The 19,077-nt window shown below is 65.0% G+C and carries 13 protein-coding genes; 4 read left to right on the plus strand and 9 right to left on the minus strand.

What is annotated here, in order from left to right; genetic code table 11:
* Positions 1 to 15: 15 nt before the first annotated feature.
* Together IV500_RS14575 and IV500_RS21570 are read right to left on the minus strand one after the other, a co-directional pair.
* Complete coding sequence (locus IV500_RS14575; protein WP_196397543.1) at positions 16 to 3,207, minus strand: type I restriction endonuclease subunit R; 3,192 nt, start codon at positions 3,205 to 3,207, stop codon at positions 16 to 18.
* Between the two features lie 21 nt (positions 3,208 to 3,228).
* Positions 3,229 to 3,396, minus strand: a complete 168-nt coding sequence (locus IV500_RS21570; protein WP_230855011.1) for a hypothetical protein — start codon at positions 3,394 to 3,396, stop codon at positions 3,229 to 3,231.
* Between the two features lie 151 nt (positions 3,397 to 3,547).
* Here IV500_RS21570 and IV500_RS14585 point away from each other — a divergent pair, with 151 nt between their 5' ends.
* Positions 3,548 to 4,141 carry a DUF998 domain-containing protein gene (locus tag IV500_RS14585; RefSeq protein WP_196397545.1) on the plus strand — a complete coding sequence of 198 codons (594 nt, stop codon included), beginning with the start codon at positions 3,548 to 3,550 and terminating at the stop codon, positions 4,139 to 4,141.
* Here the strand turns inward: IV500_RS14585 and IV500_RS14590 are convergent.
* From IV500_RS14590 to IV500_RS14605, 4 genes are all read right to left on the minus strand, one after another.
* Positions 4,098 to 5,333 carry an MFS transporter gene (locus IV500_RS14590; RefSeq protein ID WP_196397546.1) on the minus strand — a complete coding sequence of 412 codons (1,236 nt, stop codon included), beginning with the start codon at positions 5,331 to 5,333 and terminating at the stop codon, positions 4,098 to 4,100. The two genes, IV500_RS14585 and IV500_RS14590, sit on opposite strands and share 44 nt — an antisense overlap.
* A gap of 10 nt (positions 5,334 to 5,343) precedes the next feature.
* On the minus strand, positions 5,344 to 6,177 hold the full coding sequence (locus tag IV500_RS14595; protein ID WP_196397547.1) for a formate/nitrite transporter family protein: 834 nt from the start codon (positions 6,175 to 6,177) through the stop codon (positions 5,344 to 5,346).
* A 160-nt stretch (positions 6,178 to 6,337) separates the two neighbouring features.
* The gene (locus IV500_RS14600) at positions 6,338 to 7,483 is read right to left on the minus strand and encodes an AI-2E family transporter (RefSeq protein ID WP_196397548.1); all 1,146 of its coding nucleotides are present in this window, start codon (positions 7,481 to 7,483) and stop codon (positions 6,338 to 6,340) included.
* Positions 7,484 to 7,516: 33 nt separating this feature from the next.
* Positions 7,517 to 9,937 carry a lysylphosphatidylglycerol synthase transmembrane domain-containing protein gene (locus IV500_RS14605; RefSeq protein ID WP_196397549.1) on the minus strand — a complete coding sequence of 807 codons (2,421 nt, stop codon included), beginning with the start codon at positions 9,935 to 9,937 and terminating at the stop codon, positions 7,517 to 7,519.
* A gap of 84 nt (positions 9,938 to 10,021) precedes the next feature.
* Between IV500_RS14605 and IV500_RS14610 the strand changes: the two genes are divergently transcribed.
* The 3 genes from IV500_RS14610 to IV500_RS14620 are packed head-to-tail and all read left to right on the plus strand — an operon-like array spanning position 10,022 to position 14,355.
* On the plus strand, positions 10,022 to 12,625 hold the full coding sequence (locus IV500_RS14610; protein ID WP_196397550.1) for a wax ester/triacylglycerol synthase domain-containing protein: 2,604 nt from the start codon (positions 10,022 to 10,024) through the stop codon (positions 12,623 to 12,625).
* Position 12,626: 1 nt separating this feature from the next.
* Entirely contained in the window at positions 12,627 to 13,517 is an 891-nt protein-coding gene (locus IV500_RS14615; RefSeq protein WP_196397551.1) for a DMT family transporter, read from the plus strand.
* A 16-nt stretch (positions 13,518 to 13,533) separates the two neighbouring features.
* Complete coding sequence (locus IV500_RS14620) at positions 13,534 to 14,355, plus strand: SDR family NAD(P)-dependent oxidoreductase (RefSeq protein WP_196397552.1); 822 nt, start codon at positions 13,534 to 13,536, stop codon at positions 14,353 to 14,355.
* 38 nt (positions 14,356 to 14,393) lie between these two features.
* Here the strand turns inward: IV500_RS14620 and hpnH are convergent, their stop codons facing one another.
* Genes hpnH through shc form a run of 3 tightly spaced genes read right to left on the minus strand, consistent with a single transcriptional unit; the run spans position 14,394 to position 19,020 of the window.
* Entirely contained in the window at positions 14,394 to 15,401 is a 1,008-nt protein-coding gene (gene hpnH, locus IV500_RS14625; protein WP_196397553.1) for an adenosyl-hopene transferase HpnH, read from the minus strand.
* Between the two features lie 2 nt (positions 15,402 to 15,403).
* Entirely contained in the window at positions 15,404 to 16,912 is a 1,509-nt protein-coding gene (gene ispH, locus IV500_RS14630) for a 4-hydroxy-3-methylbut-2-enyl diphosphate reductase (protein ID WP_230855013.1), read from the minus strand.
* Positions 16,909 to 19,020, minus strand: coding sequence for a squalene--hopene cyclase (shc, locus tag IV500_RS14635; RefSeq protein ID WP_196397554.1), 2,112 nt, complete (start codon positions 19,018 to 19,020; stop codon positions 16,909 to 16,911). The genes ispH and shc overlap by 4 nt, the downstream gene beginning before the upstream one ends.
* Positions 19,021 to 19,077: the final 57 nt, after the last annotated feature.

Raw genomic sequence — 19,077 nt, forward strand, 5'->3', positions numbered from 1 at the left:
TTGTTCCGATCGACATTATCCGCGCGCTTGGGCGAAGCGGGGGGCCATGGATTCCATCTGTTCCATGACCAGCTTGATTGCTTCGGGCTGTTTGTCCGGCGGGTAACCGAACTTGACCAGCAACCGCTTGATGGAGGAGCGGAGCTTGGCACGGACGTCGTCGCGGACGGTCCAGTCGGTGCGGACGTCCCGGCGCATGACGGCAACCAGTTCGCGGGCGATGTCCGCCAGAATGCCTTCGCCCTGCACTTGAACAGCGGATTCGTTTTGCGCCACAGCGTCATAAAACGCGAGTTCGTCGGTATTGAGCGGCGGAGTGAAGTGTTCGCCGCGCTGTGACTCGGCGGCAACTTCACGTGCCAGCGCCACCAGTTCGGCAATGACTTCCGCGGAGGTGAGCTGTTGGTTGGTGTATTTCTTCATCAGCTCGGTGATCCGCTCGGAGAAGGCGCGCTGCCGGATGACGTTATTGCGGGTGGATGCGACGGTTTCATCGGCAATGAGTTTGCGCAGCGCCTCGATAGCCAGTTGCGGGTTGCGCGCCTGCTGCGTTTTGGTGATGAACTCGGGCGTGAGGTCATCCAGCGACGGTTTAGGCATCCCGGCGGCATCGTAAATGTCCAGTACTTCCCCGGAAGACGTTGCCGTGGCAATCAGTTCACCCAGCAGCCGCTGGATCTCCGCGGGCACAGGTTCCCCGCTGGCCTGCCTGTCAGCGGCGTCGTACTTAGCCATCCAAACGCGGATTTCCTCGTACACCGCAATGTCCGGCCGGAGAGCGGCCAGGGTCCCGGAGCCGGAGCAGAGCGCCCAGGCACGGGAGAGTTGGCTGGAGAAGCGACGGTATTTGGCAGCCGAGGTCTCTTCGCCGGCAGCAGGCTGGTTTCCGAAGGTGGCGGGATCGCGCAGGTAGGCGGTCGCGCCGCTGACGGCGTTGAGGAAGGGCCGTTTGCCGCCGGCGTTGAGCACCTTCCGCCAGTCGTAGCCGGCCAGCAGCGCCGCGAGGGTATCCACCAAGGCCAAAGTCAGGGCCACGGCCTCGTCGATGTTCTTCCCCACGGGCTTGTTGGCCTGATCGCCGGCGGTGTATTCACCCAGCGCCTTGGCCAGGTTCTCGGCCAGCGGCGCATAGGCAACCAGCAGGCCATCCTCCTTGCCGCGGAACGTCCGGTTGACCCGGGCCAGGGTCTGCATCAGCAGCGCGCCCTTCAGCGGCCGGTCCAAGTACAGGGTGTGCAGGGGAGGGGAATCGTACCCGGTGAGCATCATGTCCTTGACGATCACGATTTCCAGCTCGTCATCGACGTCCTTGAGCCGGCCCTTGATCACGGCGTTGGCGGAATCCCGGCGCACATGCTCGGACACGGGCGGCAGGTCCGACGCGGAACCGGAATAGACAACCTTGATCCGACCCTTGTCCAACTCCGCCGAGTGCCAGTCCGGCCGCAGCTCCACGAGGGCGCTGTAAAGCCTGGCGCAGATCTCCCGCGTGCCGCCCACGATCATCGCCTTGCCGGGCGCATTGATGAACTTATGCATCCGCGCGCGCCGGTTTTCCCAATGCTCCACCAAATCCGCGGCCAGGGCCGCGATGCGCTCCGGCGCGCCATAGACGGCATTGACGACGGCGACGCTCGCCTCAAGGCGGGCACGTTCCGTATCGTCCAGCCCCAGGGTCGCCTCATCGGCGGCGACGTCCAGAATCTCTTCGGTGACGTTCTCCGCCAGTCCTACTTTTATTAAGCGCGGCTCGAAGTACACCGGAACGGTGGCGCCGTCGTCGACCGCCCTGGAAAGGTCGTAAATGTCGATGTAATCGCCAAAAACGTCCCGTGTGTTGCGGTCGGCGAAAGAAATTGGCGTACCGGTGAACGCAATCAGCGTCGCGTGCGGTAGGGCGTCGCGAAGGTGCCGTGCGTACCCGTCCAGGTCGTCGTAGTGGCTGCGATGCGCCTCATCGACGACGACGATAATGTTCCGCCGCGCGCTGAGCAGCGGATGGTCCGTGCCGGCATCCTTCTCCGATTGGCTGCGGCCGAACTTCTGCAAAGTGGTGAAATAAATGCCGCCGGTGGTCCGGTTGCTCAGCTCCCCGCGCAGCTCGGAGCGCCTGCGGATTTGCCGGGGGGCCTCCGGCAGCAGCAGGCTCTGCTTAAACGTCTCATAGAGCTGGCCGTCGAGTTCATTGCGGTCGGTTATGACGACGACGGTCGGGTTCAGCAGCTTGGGGTGCCGGACCACCTGATTGGTGTACAGCTCCATCTCCATGGACTTGCCCGAACCCTGGGTGTGCCAAACGACGCCGGCCTTGCCGTTGCTCTGGACCGCCTGGACCGTGCTGCCCACGGCGCGCGTGACCGCAAAGTACTGGTGCGGTTTCGCGATCCGTTTGGTCAGTCCCGCGGAACCCTCGTCGAAGGCTGTGAAGTTCCGCAGCAGCTGCCCAAAGCGGGTCAGGTTGTACAGACCGTCCAGCGCGGTCTGCATCGGGGTGACGGCTTCCCCGGCCATGAGGAAGCCCGGCGGAACCGGGACGCCGTCGTCGTCCACGGTCCACGGCGAAAAGTGGTTCAGCGGCGTAAACGGCGTGCCGTATTTGGCCAGAATTCCATCCGAGGCGAGGGTGAAGACGCAGAAGCGGAACGCCATGGGAAATTCGCGCAGGTACGTCTGCAGCTGCGCATGCGCGCCGGCAACGTCTGCCTGCCGGCTGCCGGCTTTCTTCAGTTCCACGATGCTCACCGGCATGCCGTTGCAGTACAGCACTAAATCGAAGCGGCGGCGGTAGTCGCCCTGCACTATGGTCACCTGGCTGACGGCGAGCCAGTCATTGGCGTCCTCGTCCGCACTGATCAGCCGCAGGGTCGGATTAACTTCGCTGCCGTCGGAGTCGATGAAGCTGATCCCACGGAAGCCGTCCACCAGGTAGCTGTGCAGCCGATGATTTTCGGTGACCGCATCCTGGGACTTGGGCACCGCGATCTCCGCCGCGGCCTGCTGCAGGTACTGTTCCGGGACGGACGGATTGAACTTCCGCAGCGCGTTCAGCAGCCGCGGGCGGATCAGCAGCTCGTCCCACGAATCGCGTTCACCGGTACCCGGCGCGATGTCCTCGCCATGCTTGGGCCGCCAGCCAAGCTCAGCCAGCTGCTCGAGAGCAAGGCCTTCCCAGTCGGCCTCGGAGAACGCGGTCGCCGTTTGTGTCATGTTTTGTCTTCCCCCAGGTGGCTATTCGCCTAGCCTATCCTCCGGCAGCGGCTCGACGATCCCAGTCTTCCACGCCGCGGCGCCGATCGGCACTGGGCGGAGCGGGCCCGGGCGGGTCATTAGCCCGCAGGCGCCGGATATTGTGGGGAACACCAGCAATAAGTCCGTCGCTCCTATCTGAGGTGCCATCCTGAAAATCCTTCGACGCGTTCCGGTGCCACCGTTCCCGGCTGTAACGGTCCCGACTGTAACGATCCCGGCTGTAACCCAGACGGCCGCTACCCGGGCGGCCGTCATCCGGGCACGGCGGCGGTACTGCGCTGCCGCGATGGCGGGCGTCGTGACGTACATAGCGGTCGACGTCGTACTGCAGCGGTTGCCGCCGCATTACAGCCCGATCCGCGATGCCGAGAGCAATCTGGCGGTGGGACCATACGGCTGGGTGATGAATCTGAATTTTTTGGGCCGGGCGGTCACCACGTTCGCGGTGACGCGGGCCGTGCTGGGGACCGGCGGCGCGTCGCGGAGGAAAACCGCCGGAGCCACCCTTTTGGGTATCGGTGGAGTATCTTCGGCGGTGCTGGCTTTCTTCCCCACCGATATCCCCAGCGCCGAGTCTGCGGCTGCCGGACTCACGACGGCGACGCCCGGCGGCATGGTGCATCTGGTCGTGGCGGGGACCGGGTTTGCCAGTGCCCTGGCTGGAATCGCAGTATTGACCCAATGGCTCCGGCGCTGCCCATCGCTGCTGCGGACATCCCGGGCTGCCGTCGTATGTGCCGGCGTCGGCGCCGTCGGCCTCGCAGCACTGGGGCTGTCCATTAGATTCTTCCCGGCGTTTCTCGGGCTTGCTGAGCGGGTGGCGCTTGCAGGGATCCTCGGCTGGGCATTTAGCGTGTCAGTGGGACTCCGCTCGCTGTCGCGGGCCCGATGATCCGGTCGCGGCCGGAGTACACGGCAGCGACGCACAGGAGCGCCATACCCGCGGCGATGACGGCCAATGGCAGCGTCCAGCCGCCGGTCCAGTCGTGCAGCGCGCCAAAAAGGACTGGACCGGCCGCTCCGACGGCGTACCCCACCGACTGGGCCATGCCGGAAAGGGCTGCGGCCTGTGTGTGATGCACGGTGCGCAGGCTGAACAACGACAGGGCGACGACGATGAGGCTTCCGCAGCCGAGGGCACCGAAGATAATCCAGAGCAGCATCAAACCAGGTGCCGCCGCCATGCCCGCATAGGCGATAAATACGAGGATGCTGCTTAGCACAGCGATGAGCCGTTGATCGTGAAATCTGTGCAGCACGGCTCCCGCGGCGAAGCTCGTCACGACGTTGATCAGCAGGAAAAGTGACAAATGTGTCCCTGCCGCGGCTTCGGAAACTCCCTGGCTGTGTTCAATGCTGGGCAGCCAGGCCATGAAGACGTAGAACGAGACGGACTGCAGCCCCATGAACGCGGTGACCTGCCAGCCGAGCGCCGATTTCCAGGGCGAGAGATATGCGGCCCGGCGCGGGCCGGAATCCCGCTTCGGTGCCGGGCGGCGCCGTAGGAAGGGCAAAAGGAACCCCATCGCCAGCAGGACGAGCCCAACCCAGATACCCAAGGCCAGGCGCCAACCACCCGGAGAGGATTGTGCAATCGGCACAACGAGCGCAGTCCCGATGGCTGCCGCCCCTGCTTGTACGGCCGTGTAGCTCCCTGTCACCTGGCTGACCCGGTCCGGGAAGTCGCGTTTCACCAGCGAGGGCACCAGGACATTGAGGAAAGCGATGCCCACCCCCACCAGTCCGGTTCCGATCCATACGTAGCCCATGACAGGGACCGAACGAAGCACAATCCCGGTGGCGAGGATCAACAACGCGGCCCACAGCGCGCGGTCAAGTCCCAACCACCGTGCAAAAGCCGGAGCGATAGGAGAGGACAGAGCAAAGACGATCAGCGGTAGACCGGTCAGGAAGCCGGCAGCGGTGCTGGAGAGGCCCAGGTCGGCACTGATGTCGCTTAGAAGAGGCCCGACGCTGACAAAGGAAACCCGCAGGTTTACCGCTATTAATATGACGCCGATAAAGGCAAAGCCGAAGCGGACGCTTCGACCGGTCTTCTTGTTCAGCTCGGCTGTGACGGGCATTTCTTTCTTCTTACCGTGGCGCATCCGGGTCCTCTGGGGACTTCCGTCGCCGGTCCTCAATCAGGTCTTTGCTGCGCAGCAGGCGCAGCGCGGTCACCAGCAGCAGGCCGCCGGCGATGTTGAAGGCCAGTGTGTAGCCGAACCATCCCAGCCATTGGAGGTAGGTGATGGGCGCGCCGGCGTGAAGCGCGCCGAAGATCAGCAGCGAATCCAGTATCGAGTGGAACAGCGGCAGTCCGGAGAGCAGGAAGCCGCCGGCAATGGCGGCGACTATCTTAGCGACGGCGGACTCGGTGCCGTGCTGCATCCGGGTCATCAGCGTGATGGTGCTGCCGCCCAGGACGGCCAGGCAGACATTCTGCACGGAAATCGGTGTACCGACAAAATGCTGCGCGGACTCGGTGACCGTTCCGGTCCACTCCGGGAAGGCCCGCATAACCAGCCACATGAAGGCCCAGCCGCTGACCAGGTTGGCAACGAGCGTGCCCGACCACAACTTTGCCAGCTTGCCGATGCTTGCCTCACGGGCGGCGACGGCAGCGATCGGCACCAGGAAGCCCTCGGTGAAGAGTTCGCTCTTGGCCAGCAGCAGGGCTATAAAGCCGATACTGAAAGCCAGGCCGGCCAACAGGGAGTTGCCGGTTTCATGCTTAACCGCCAGGTATGCCATGATTCCGGAGCCGATTTCCAGACCACCGAAGGTTCCGGTAATGAGGACGGAGGCCCAGGTGCGGTTAAGCCGCTGGGCTCCCTCATCCACGATTCGCTTAAACGAGTCCTGGATTTCGTCTTCGACCGGGGCATCGCTTTCGCCCAGTTGCTTGCGCCGCGCCGGGTCACTCATTCGCTGGAAGCCTTTCATCGCGGGATCTGGGTTTTTATCCTAGTAGAGGCGGCGCCCAAACCGCGTGGCCGCAACCTGAGAACCGTCATCTTCCCGGAGCCCAACGGCTGCAGAGGCGCTTATTAGTAGTGGGAAAGTGCCGGCGGGTTGTCCTCCGTCCTCAGCGCCCGTTCTGCCGCGGAATGACGACCTTGTGAATGATGATCAGGGCGGACGCGGCAATCGGTATGGCCACCAGGGCGCCGAGAATGCCTGCCAGCGTGCCGCCGGTTATGGCGGCGACGACCACTAATGATCCCGGCACGGAAACGGCCCGGTTCATAATCCGCGGAGTGAGAATGTATGCCTCCACCTGCATGTAAATCAAGTAGTAGATACCGACTATTAGTGCCGTCTGCGGCGATGCGATCAGACAGACCAAGGTGATGATCACCGCGGAAACGACGGTCCCCACCAGGGGAATGAGAGCACCAATCAGGGCGAGCAGGGCCAGCAGCAACGGGATGGGGGCGCCGACAATGGTCAGGACGATCGCGGAGAGGACGCCGTTGAGCACGGCGAGAATGAGTTGCCCGATGACGTAGCTGCTCACCGCGTCCGAAATGTCCTCGGTCACCTCAGCGAATTTTTTCCGTTTGCTGGCGGCCACCAGCTGGTACAGAGATCTTTTCATACCGCGCAGTGAGACGACGAAATAGAGGGTGAGGACGACGACGATAAGCAGGCCGGTCACGCCGTTCGCCAGCCCTTCACCTACCGACAGCAGGCCGCCACCAATGGCTACCAGATTCGCCGGGTCACTCAGAAAGGTGCCCGCACTGCTGACGAGGGAGTTTACGTCCAGGAAGCCGCCTAGCAGTTCCTGAAGTTGCCGGACCCAGCCGCTCGCGGAGATCTGGGCCACAATGGCAGGAACCTGCTCGATCAGATCCCGGGTCTGCTCGATAATGCGGGGAATGACCAGAACCAGGAGACCGGCGACGGCAGCCAACAGGCCGGCAAGGACGACGACGACGGCTGCGGGGCGCGGAAGGCGCCGCTTTTCCAGCCACCTGACGACGGGGTCAAGCCCGAGGGCGATGAATAGGGAAATCCCGATATAGCTCAGGACGGTGCTGAGGGAGGAGACCGCTCCCCAGATGAGAATACCGACGCCAACGCCCAGGGTGCCGACCAGACCCGTCCGGAACGTCTTTTGCTGCACAATGGAGAGCCATCCGGTTTTCGCCGGCGCCGTAGCCGTGGTTTGCGTCCGGGCCTGTCCGCGCAGGCCAATCCGTGACTTCCGCGCCTTGTTGACCCGCATGGCTCCTCGTTTCGTCCGGCGGTTGTGTCCTCCTCAAATGACCTTATAGTGCTGAAGAATCCGAAAGGCCACAATTCCGGGCAGCACGGGGAGCCAGTAGGTCAGCACCCGCGAGGTAAGTACCGCCGCCACCGCATTGGTCGGCGCGATGCCTATTGCCGTCAGTCCGGCGATAACGGCCGCCTCGACAGTTCCCAGACCGCCCGGAGTGGGGGCCAACTGACCCAATGTGGAACCAACGACAAAGACGGCCAGGACCGGAAGCAGGGGAAAGTCGGGCGTGAAGGCAGCCAACGTTGTGGCCAGACCGGCAGCGGAGAGCAGCAGATACGCGCTGCAGCCGCCCAGGAGCTGGACGGCTCTAAGCGGCTGGCGGAGAGTGGGCAGGAGCTCACTGAGGATTTCGCGGCCACGCGTCATCCCGGGCCGCAGGATCCGGCGCTGCCCGAACGGGGATCCGAGGAACAGCACCACAGCGGTCAGCAGCGCCGCGGCGCCGGCAAGCACCGGCCAGCCAAGCGGAATCGCGTCAGTGCTGATGGGAACGGCGGTTCCGATGATGACAATTCCCAGGGCTGTGCCCACGGCGCTCACCAGGCCCATCGCCACCCGGTTCAGGGCAATAACGGCCACCGCGTGTGTGCCGCGCAGACCCGTACGCTCCAGGAAAACCCAATTGATCCGAAAGAAGCCGATGCCTGCCGCCGTCGTCCGGCCGGTGAAAGCCGCCGCGACCTGGACAGCAACCGTTTTCCATACCGGCAGCCGCCGGGGGCTGGAGCCGAGCACCGAGATCGCCGAGGCCAGAATGGCCAAAAAGCCGATCACAACGGTGATGCTAAGCCACAGCCGGTCGCCGCGGTCCACCAGCACCAGCACCTGGTCAATGTTGGAGAGCTCCGGGAGCACAAGGTAGATGGCTAAGCCACCCACGAGCAGGACGAGGACAGTGGTCGGGCGGATTGGCGATCGAAAAGACGGAATCGGCGCATCGATCCGCTCGGCGAGTGTTTCACGCAGTTGGGCCAGTGAGTATCGTTCGGAAGGGAGCTGCCGGCGAAGTCTGCGGTGTAGTGCCAGGCGCTGCAGATGGGGAAGGGTGCCGCGCAGGACCGGCGCCGGCAGACAGCGCTGGATGCTGGCGACGGCGCGTCCGGTGCCGACCACTGAGGCCACGGATACCAGCATCTCCGCGGCGTCCTGCCAGAGCTGTTCGCCGGGTCCGCCAATCCGGCTGAACGTGAAGTCGGTGATGTGCGGGTGGCCTTCATTGTCTATCAGGATGTTCTGCGCCCGCAGGTCGTGGTGCGTAATGTGGGCGTCTCCCATTGCCAGGACGTTGGCCCAGAGTTCATCGAGCAATGTATCGCTGACGTCACCGGCCTCGAGGCTGGAGAGCTGGCGCCCTGGAATGTCACGGCGGATCAGATACGGTGGTCCGTGCTCTATTTCGCCGGCCAAAACGACCGGCAGCGTGCCAACCCCGGCACGCTCGGCGAGCAGGGTGATATACGCCTCGTGCTCCACCTCGTGCCGGGGAGTTGACAGGCGTGGATCATTCTCCACCTCCAGGGACGCAAGGGTGCGCCGGAGCTTATACAGCGGTCCAGCGCGCCGGTTCAGCCGCCGGACAATTTTCATCTGCAGCCGGTTTCCGTCCGGGGTGAGCAGCTTATATTCCCGGGGGCGAAGCATGCCAGTGTGAACCGCGAGAATCTGCGCTCCCGTGATGCCGGCCTGCTCCAGCGCAAGCCGGACCACCGGCTCTGAGGTCCGGCGCCCCGGAGCTCCGAGCAAAATGTGGAACAGTGCACCGGTGCCCCAGCCCAGTACGGCACCGGCAAACACATCCACCGGCAGACTATGTCCGAGGAATACATCGGTCGCCGCCACCAGTACTACCAGGACCCAGCCGAAGTTCCGCGTGAAACGGCCCAGATATGGCCCGGCGACCGACGCAAGCGCGGCAACAACCGCCGTCCGGGCGTCCGGAAAATCGAAGCCATTGGGACCGGGGCCGCGCAAAAGACCACCCGGGACGGGGCGCGGGAGCAGCGTCCAGCCGAGAACGACGGCGAGAACCCAACTGGCGGCGCCCGATGCCGCTAAGGCCAGGCCCAACCGAAGGCGCTTCAGATACAGGGCCACCGCCGCTCCGGCGACGATCCCGGGCCACCACCCCAGCCAGCTGAACACCTCGGCACCGTAGACCAGCCGGCTGGGCAACTGCTGGATCTGGGACGCGATCGCCGCCTCAACCGGGTTGGTGCCGGGTGTCTGGGCAATGTACCTGCACCCCAGCAGGACAACGCCCGCGACCACGATTCGGATCAGATCGGAGGGGTGCCGGCCGATCGAGAGCCTGAGCCGGGTGTATCGTCCGGACCGCGCGGATTTCCCGGGCTCGTGTGCGGAGTCCGAAGCGTCCTTGTGGCCAGGCGGGTTCGTCGCCATGCTTTGGATATTGCCCCGACTTGGGCTCCGAGTCAACGGCGGGGACGGGTACCGGCGGCCGGAGCGAAGGGATAGTATCGCACCATGGCGGAACTACACGGGTACTCCGACCCCCTGGAGATGATCGCTGGGGGGAGTTCGGCGCGGCGGGTCCTGACCTTATCGGCCAGCATGGGCGGCGGGCACGATGCCACGGCGGCAGGACTGGAAGAGGCCGTACGCAAGCTGTGGGCGGGAAGTGAAATCCGCCGATTGGACACCCTGGATGATTTGTTGGGTCCGGGAATCGGGCGGCTCTTTCGCGGTATCTATGTGTCGAATGTTGAGACGACGCCCTGGCTCTACGAATTTTTTTACTCTTCGTTGTGGCGGCATCAGTGGTTCGCCCGCGCCTCGAAGGCCTTCACCGGCGCTTGGTGCGCGGTCCGCCTGGCGCGGCATATCGATAAATTCGATCCGGACCTGATCCTGTCGACATACCCGCTGGCGACTTCGGGCTTGGCATGGTTGCGCCGGCACCGTGGCCTGGCCGTACCCTGCGGTGCCTGGGTCTCCGATTTTGCCCCGCATCCCTTCTGGATTTACCGCGACATCGACGCTAACTTCGTGATGCATGAGGTGTCCGTGCCGCATGGCCAGGCGGCTGCACCGGGCGCCGTCGTGGAGGCATGTTCTCCGCCGGTGATCGGAGCGTTCGTGCCGGGGGACCGGAATGCAGCCCGCGCACAAGTGGGCCTGCAGCGTGATGCCTTCGTGGTGCTGGTGACATGCGGGGCCTATGCCTTCGGTGACGTGGAGGCGATTGTCCGGACATTACTCGAAGCCGCCCCGGATGTGCAGGTGGTAGCTGCCTGCGGGCGCAACACGGCCAGCCGGATCCGGCTGGAAAACCTCGGTATGCCGGCAGAACGTCTGCTGGCACTGGGCTGGACGGACAGCATGGCAGACTACGTGCGTGCGGCGGACCTGGTCCTGACCAACGCCGGCGGCGCCTCGGCGCTTGAAGCACTGGCCTGCGCCAGACCGATCCTGATGTGCCGCCCGATCGCCGCGCACGGGGCGGCAAATGCCCAACTCATGGTGGTCAGCGGACTCGCCGATATCTGTGCCAATGAGGAACGCCTGCGGGACTACATCCGGACCGGCGTGGCCGATCGGGAGGCATTTGAAGACCTGGAACGTAAGGCCGGCGAACGCGGAAAGGTGCGGGATCTGCCCGCGGCACTGACCCGACTGGCTGCACCCCGTTCGGCTCCAATCCGGCCCGGGCGGCCCTGGCCGATGCGTGCCGCCGACGAGTTTTTTACGCATGTGGAATCCGAGGACGTGCGCCAGGAAATTGGAGCGGTCCTCACCCTGGACGCCGTCGGACCCGACAGGACACTCAACGTGCACACGCTCCGCCGGGCCTTGGCCGGGCCGGCCCGCGGCTTGCCCTCCCTGCGCCGCCGGCTGGAGCGCAGCCCACGGGCCGGTTGGACCCTGCAGGAGAGTCTAAACATCGACGAACACATCTTCGAGACTGTAGTGGCTCCGTCGGCAACGGAAACAGAAATAGCGGAGGTGGTCGATGGGTTTTGGTCCGGACCTCTGCCCGCGGACCGGCCGGCGTGGCAGATGCTCCTGGTCCGTGGCCGGGCCAACGGCACTGCAGTGCTTGCCGTCAAAATGCACCATGCCCTGGGGGACGGGGTGTCCGCGCTTAGCCTGCTTGACCGGCTGCTTACTCCGGCGCCGGAGGACAGGCTGCGCGAGCGCACCGGCGCGATTCCCTCCTCGACACAACGGACACCGGCCCAGGCCCTCCACGCTGCGGGGCTGCTGGCCCGCGGGCTGTGGAGCCTGGCAAGCCGTGGAGGCCCACCTCATGCTGTCCTGAACCGGGACGGTATTGCCGGGCAGGGCCGGCAGTTCGTTGCGGTTCCGCTGCCTGCGGCCCAGTTAAGGAGAACCGCACGTTCCCTGCATGCCCATCCGCACGAACTCGTGCTGTCCATCATTGCCGACGGACTTGGCCGGGTACTGGGACCAGCCGGGTTGTTGCGGACCGGAGGGTTACCGGAAGGGCCACGGGATGAATCGCTGCGGGCGGGGACGGCGCGTAACGGAACGCCGGAAAACACTGCGACGTTAAGGGTAATGGTTCCGGTCGCCATGCGGGCGCCCCGGCTGGACCGGGTTTTCGGCAACTGGACGGGCGCTGCCGCACTGGATCTCCCGGTGGAGCCAATGACGCCGCCGCAGCGGGTGTCCTTGGTGCAAACCGAGCTTCGCCGAAGCGCTCGGCACGGCGAAGCCGAGGCGGCCCAGTGGGTCATGCAGCTGGCGGGACGGCTGCCGGCCGCCGCGCACGCCCGGTTCGCCCGACTGGCCTACACGCGCAGATTTTTCAATTCCATCGTCACTTATATGCCCGGGGCACGAGGTCCGCGGTGGTGTGCGGGCGCGCGCGTGCGGGCCATGTACCCGGTGCTGCCGTTGACGGACGGCGTACCGCTTACCGTTGGCGCGGTCCTCGCCGGGGACACCATCGGCGTTGGCGTATATTTCGATCCGGCACTGGGCCTGGACCGTACCGTCGTCGCAGCCTCCATGGCGGACGCATTTGAGTCGGCGGTGCAGGCCGCCGCAGCGGTCCCCAGCGGAAGTTCCAATGGGGCGCCCGCACCGGGATCCAGGAAGGGCTGATATGCAAACCGCCGAACTCTTTGCCATCCTCCCCGCCATCGGCGCCTCGGCATCGTTTGGCGCAGCCGGTCTGCTCCAGCACCGTGCCAGCCGCCAGGCGCCCCCGAGCGGTCCGCTGCGCCCGCAGCTGCTCTTTGATCTGATCCGTATCCCGGCCTTCCGCTGGGGCGTGATTCTCGGGGCACTCGGTTTCGCTCTGCAGGTCACCGCCCTTGGCTTTGGTCCGCTGGGCCTGGTACAGCCGATCCTCGCAAGCCAGGTGTTGTTTTACCTGGCCATCGCCGCGAAAATAATGCACCGGTCCCCGGACTGGCCGCTCGTGGGCGCCGCGCTGCTGACGATGGCGGGCATCAGCGCCTTCCTGTTAGCGGCCCGCCCCAGTCAGGGGCAGTCGCACTTCACCGGCGCCGTGTGGCCGCTCGCCGCCGTCCTGGCCGGGATTATCGCCCTGTGCCTGCTGCTGGCCGCCCGGCTGTCCTCGACCATGCGATCACTGGCGCTCGCCGTGGCGGCGGCAGTCTGCTACGGAGTGACCGCCGGACTGGTCCGCAGCATCGTCACCAGCGACGTGTCAACACTGCTGAGCCAATGGCAGTTGTATGCGGTCATTGTCCTTGGCCCGGCTGGTTTCCTGCTCAACCAGAATGCCTTCCAGGCCGGGGTCGTCGGCTCCATTGCGGTGACGGTCATAACCGTCGGAGACCCCATCGTTTCCATCATTGTGGGTGCAATGTGGTTGGGTGAGTCGTTGAGCGGCGGTCCTTGGCGGATCACCATCGAAGTGCTCGCCTTGCTGGTCATGGTTGCCGGCATAGTCCTCCTGGCCAAGCGATCCCAGGAGGTCGGGGCAAACATGCGCGGGGAGAACTCCGACACGCCGGAGGTCCAGTGAAGATACCGATCGCCCGATGAAACTCGATGGAGCACGGGTACTTGTCACCGGCGCATCTTCGGGTATCGGCTGGGCTGTGGCGCAGGCACTGGCGCACGCCGGCTGCAGCCTATTGCTCACCGGCACGGATACCAACCGGCTCAGTCGGATCGCCGCACTGACCGGAGGAGAAGCCGTCGCCGCCGATCTCGCCGAAGCCGGCGGCGTCGAGCGGCTTGTCAGCGCCGCGATCTCCACCGGGAACCCTGACGTGGTGGTGCACTGCGCCGGCATGGGCAAGGTGGGCACGGTGCTCGGGCAAACCCGGCGCGACGGCGGCGGCCAGGTCCCCGGCGACGGGAACCGGTGTGCCGCCGTACGTCAGGACGATGGTGGGCAGGAGGAGTACAATCGGCTGTTCCGGCTGAACCTTGTGGCGCCCATGCGCCTGTCGCAGGCGCTGCTTCCGGCAATGCTGCGCAAGGGCGCCGGTCAGCTGGTCTTCGTGACCTCGATTGCGGGCGTCCTCGGGGTAGCGGGGGAATCGGCCTATGCTGCGTCCAAGGCCGCCCTTGGCACCTATGCCTCAAGTCTTCGCGTCGAACTGGCCGGCAGTGGAATTGGCGTCACGACGGTGATCCCCGGGGTGGTGGACACCGACTTCTTCAACCGCCGCGGCGTTGCCTACCAGCGGCGCTTTCCCCGTCCCGTGCCGCCGTCGAGAGTTGCCGCTGCAGTGAAGTTTGCGCTGGAGAACAACCGGGCGCAGGTGGTGGTCCCCGGCTGGCTTCGCCTGCCGATCGTGGTCCAGGCCTGCGCGCCGCAGACTTATGCCCGCTTTGCCGGGCGCTGGGGCTGATTTACGACAGGACCACAAACACGCTCCCTGCGCAGTGCTTAGCCGCGCATGGCGCGAAGGGATTCGCGCAGAGATCCCATCGTCGCCATCACCGCGGTTGGCTCGTAGCCGCAGTGCGCCATACAGTTTGCACACCTGTCGTCGCGGCCGCGGCCGTATTTCTCCCACTCGGTTTCTTCGATCAGTTCCTTGTACGTCTTGGCGTAGCCATCCGACATCAGATAGCACGGCTTCTGCCAGCCGAACAGCGAGTAGCTTGGAATGCCCCACGCCGTACATTGGTAATCCTGCTTGCCCTCCAGGAAGTCCAGGAACAGGGGCGTGTGATTGAGCCTCCACCGCTTGCGGTTACCGCCGGCAAACGCCTTGGAAAACAGCTCCCGTGTTTCGGCCACCACTGGAAAATGCTCCTGGTCGGGGGCCTTCTCATAAGCATAGGCGGGCGAGATCATCATTTGATCGACCTTGAGATCGTCATTGAGGAAGTTCATCACATCGATGATGGAGGCCGGCGTATCCGTGTTGAAGATTGTCGTGTTCGTGGTGACCCGGAACCCGCGCTCCTTAAGCCATCGAACAGCTTCCACGGCTTCGTCAAAGACACCATCCTGGCAAACGGATTTGTCGTGCCGTTCGCGCAGACCATCGAGGTGAATGGTGAAGGCAAAATACGGCGAGGGGGTGAAATTGAACTTATTCCACCATTTGCGCACCAGCAGCGCGTTGGTGCACAGATACACGAACTTCTTCCGCGCCACCAGTTCGTTGACGATCGTGTCGATTTCGGGGTGCATCAGCGGCTCACCGCCGGCAATGGAGACCATCGGGGCGCCGCACTCCTCTATCGCACCGAGGGCCTGCTCCACCGGCATCCTACGACGCAACTGGTCCGCTGGATGCTGGATCTTGCCGCACCCGGCGCAGCCCAGGTTACAGGCGAACAATGGCTCTAGCTCGACCAGCAGCGGAAACTTCTTGTTGCCTTTGATCTTCTGAGTCGCCAGATAAGCGGCCATCCGTAGATTCTGACGCATTGGCACGGTCATGGTTACCGCACCTCCTTCGGTAGGGTGAATTGGATTTGTTCTTCTGCTATTTGCCGTTCGATAACGTCAACCGGTCCGAGGCCGCGCAAAGCGGCGATGACCGAGTCGACCATTGCCGACGGGGCCGATGCACCGGCCGTGAGGGCAATAACGTCGACGCCGATAAGCCACTGCAGCGAGATGTCTGAGACATCGTCAATCAGATGGGCAGGGGTGTCCATCCGCTCAGCCTTCTCCACGAGCCGCAGTGAATTTGAGGAGTTTGTTGAGCCGATCACCAAAGCAAGACCGGCTTCACGGGCCACCTGCCGCAGCGCTTCCTGACGGTTGGTGGTCGCGAAACAAATATCGTCCGACGGAGGCTCACGCAGTTCGGGGAATCTGGCCTGCAGTATGTCGACGAGTTCGGCTACTTCATCGGCGGCCAAGGTGGTCTGCATAAGGTATGAGACCCGGTCCGGGTCCGCCACCGCCACCGTCCGCGCGTCATTGGCGGTCTCAACCAACACGGTGTTCTGCGGGCGTTCACCCATCGTGCCTTCGGTTTCTTCGTGGCCCGCGTGACCAAGAAAAAGGACAGTATCGCCGTCGTCGGCAAAACGCCGCACCTCGGTATGGACCTTGCGGACCAGCGGGCAGGTGGCGTCAATGACGTCCAGGCCGCGTCGCTGCGCCTCGGCGCGGACCGCCGGCGAGACGCCGTGCGCTGAAAAAATGACAGTGGACCCGGCGGGTACTTCATCGAGTTCATCGACAAAGACCGCGCCTCGGCTCGCCAGATCCTTTACCACGTGGGTGTTGTGCACGATCTGCTTACGCACATAAACGGGTGCGCCGCGCTGCGCGAGCGCGTTGTCCACGACATCGATGGCTCGAACGACGCCGGCGCAGAAGGACCGTGGCCCGGCCAGCAGTACCTGGCGCGGTCCGGCAGCCCGTCCCCAGATTTCCAGCGAAGGCCCGAGCCGGGCCAGGGCCCGCATGGCCGTGCCCATCCGTCCCATACTGGCCGGGCGCAGCAGTGGGCTGGCGGCTACATCGGCAATGACCCGGACGACGGCGCGGGCGGTACCCGGGGCCGCCGCCAGGACGGCAGCCGATTCCATATCCACACACAGGGCGCCGGTGGCCGCAAGGGCCCCGCGTTCTTTCCCTGTCACCACATGGTCCGTGCTGACTATGGGTCCGGTATGAATGCGTAGCCCCTGGCTGCGCAGTTCGGCCGCGAGCAGCTCGGCGCCGGGGCACGGATACGTTACGCCCGCGCCCCGGACCTCCGAGGCGACGACGACGTCCCCGGCAACCAGGTCGGCGCGCAGGCCCCCGCCAATGCCCGCGACCACCAGCGCACCGGCCCCGCGCACGGCAGGGGAGCCGCCTGCCCGGGCCCCTGCCTTCGTCCCGGTCCCGCATTGGAAGACCGTCGCCTCCGTGACAACGCGCCTCAGCGCCGCGGCTTCGAACCAACTCGGTGCGCAAATCATCAGTTTCGTCATCTTCTGCGGTGTCATTGTGGCGACCTCCTCAGGCAGCGGCCCAGCGCACTGATGGGAAACACCAGGCGATACAGGTGGTAATTGATGTAAAAGTCGCCGGGAAATCCGGTCCCCGTGTACTGCGGCTCGTCCCAGCCTCCGTCGGGCTTTTGAGCCGCGACGAGCCAGCCAATGCCGTGGCGGGCGGGTCCGCCGTCGTCGTGCTGTGCCGCATGGAGTGCCAGCAGTGCCCACGCCGTCTGCGACGCTGTCGACTCTCCCCGCCCGACCCAGGATGCGTCGGCATACGAGCGAAGGTCTTCCCCCCAGCCGCCGTCGGTATTTTGGTGGGAGTACAGCCACTGGACGGCCCGGTGAATGGCGGGGCTGTCCACGGACTCGCCTGCGGCTATCAGCGCCGGCACGACGGCCCCGGTACCATACACATGATTGGCTCCCCAGCGGCCGAACCACGACCCGTCGGCCTCCTGATGTTCCAGCAACCAGCGGACACCGCGTTGCATGGCCTGGTCGCCGATGCCCCGGCGCGCCAGCATCTCGACGACGTGGGCGGTGACATCGGCGCTGGGCGGGTCAATCACCGCCCCGAAGTCACAAAACGGCAGCCGGTAGGCGAGTTCGCGCGTATTGTCGGCGTCGAATGCGGCCCAGCCGCCGTCCCGGCTTTGCATCCCGATCACCCATTCGGCGCCGCGGGACATGGCCGCTGTCCGGGGCGGAACGGCTTCGGCGCACGCCAGCCCCAGCACGACTTCGGCGGTATCATCGATGTCCGGATAGCCGTCGTTGTCGAACTCAAAGGCCCAGCCGCCGGCCGCAGTGCCTGGCCGGCGCACGGCCCAGTCGCCGCGGCTGCGGATTTCTTCCCGGCACAACCACTCCGCGGCCCGGTCAATGGCGGGATCACCGGGGGGAATCCCGGCATCGCCCAGCGCCACGAGTGCGAGCGCGGTATCCCAGACCGGTGACTGGCAGGCCTCGATCCTGCGCAGCCGGCCTGCGGGCGTGTCTTCAATGATCGTGAACCTGTCCCAGCCGGCCAGCCCGGCCAGCATCGCCGGATGATCAAGGGCATAGCCGCTGGCATGCAGGGCCATCAGGGAGTAGACCCATGGGGGCTGAATTCCTCCCCAGGAACCATCGTGCTCCTGCCGGCCCAGAATCCATCCGACGGTGCGCTTGAGCGCGGCCGTGCGCAGCGGCCGGCCGGGAAACCTCTTATGCCGGTGCAGCAGCCCTTCATACCGGTGCAGCAGCGCATCGAGAGCGCCGAAGCCGCGGGTGGCCAGGCGGCCGCGGGCAGCCTTCGCCGACCACCGGGACGGGGAGGTACCGGACTTGGACGACCATAAAGGCCCCGCGGCGGCGCTTACCGGGGCGGGGTTTACCGGGGCCGGGTTTACCGCGGCAGCCGGCGCGCACAATTCCTCCACGGTAAAACCAAGGTCACGCTGCGGGCGCAGAGCAGATAGGACGGTTAGCGGGGCGATGGTCTGTCGGGCCCAGCAGGCAAAATCATAGAGATTCAGCGGGACCGACGGTGGCAGGAACACCAGTTCCGGCGGCAGCGCAGGCACCTCGTCCCAGCTCCACGCGCCAAATAGCGCCAACCAGATTCTGGTGAAGACGCGGGTGCCCGCCAAACCGCCGTGCTCCAGAATAACCTTCCTGGCGGACTGCATATGGGCTTCGTGCAGCTCATCGCCGGCCAGGCGCAGCGCCAGGTAGGCTTCCGCCGTGGTGGAGGGGTCGGCCGGGCCACCGTAGAAGTTGGCCCAGGACCCGTCCGTACGCTGCTGGGAGCGGATCCAGCGTGCGGACTGCGCTGTCTGTTCGGCGGTGCGCACACCCAAAAACTGGCGCATCAGCAGGTCTTCGGCGTCCATGGTCACATTGGTCTCCAGCTCGCCCTGCCACCAGCCCTCGTCGTGCTGAAGTTCCTTTAGGCGGTGGAGGGCACGGTCCAGGGCAGCCAGCGCGTTTGTGTCGACGTCCGCACGGGTATGGGTACTGACGTCGCTATCGGTGTCGGTGTTGAGGTCCGCGGATGGCACCCCTGTGTCTGCTCGCCGGGTCGCCGTTTCGAAGCCGGACGCGGAGGGGCTTTTGTCAACGGTAGTCATTTTCGTCTCTGCTCCTTCGGTGCGTATTCGGTGCGTACCCTGCTTGGAGGTGGTCTG

Source organism: Arthrobacter terrae, assembly GCF_015708085.1.
GTDB classification, from domain to species: domain Bacteria; phylum Actinomycetota; class Actinomycetes; order Actinomycetales; family Micrococcaceae; genus Arthrobacter_M; species Arthrobacter_M terrae.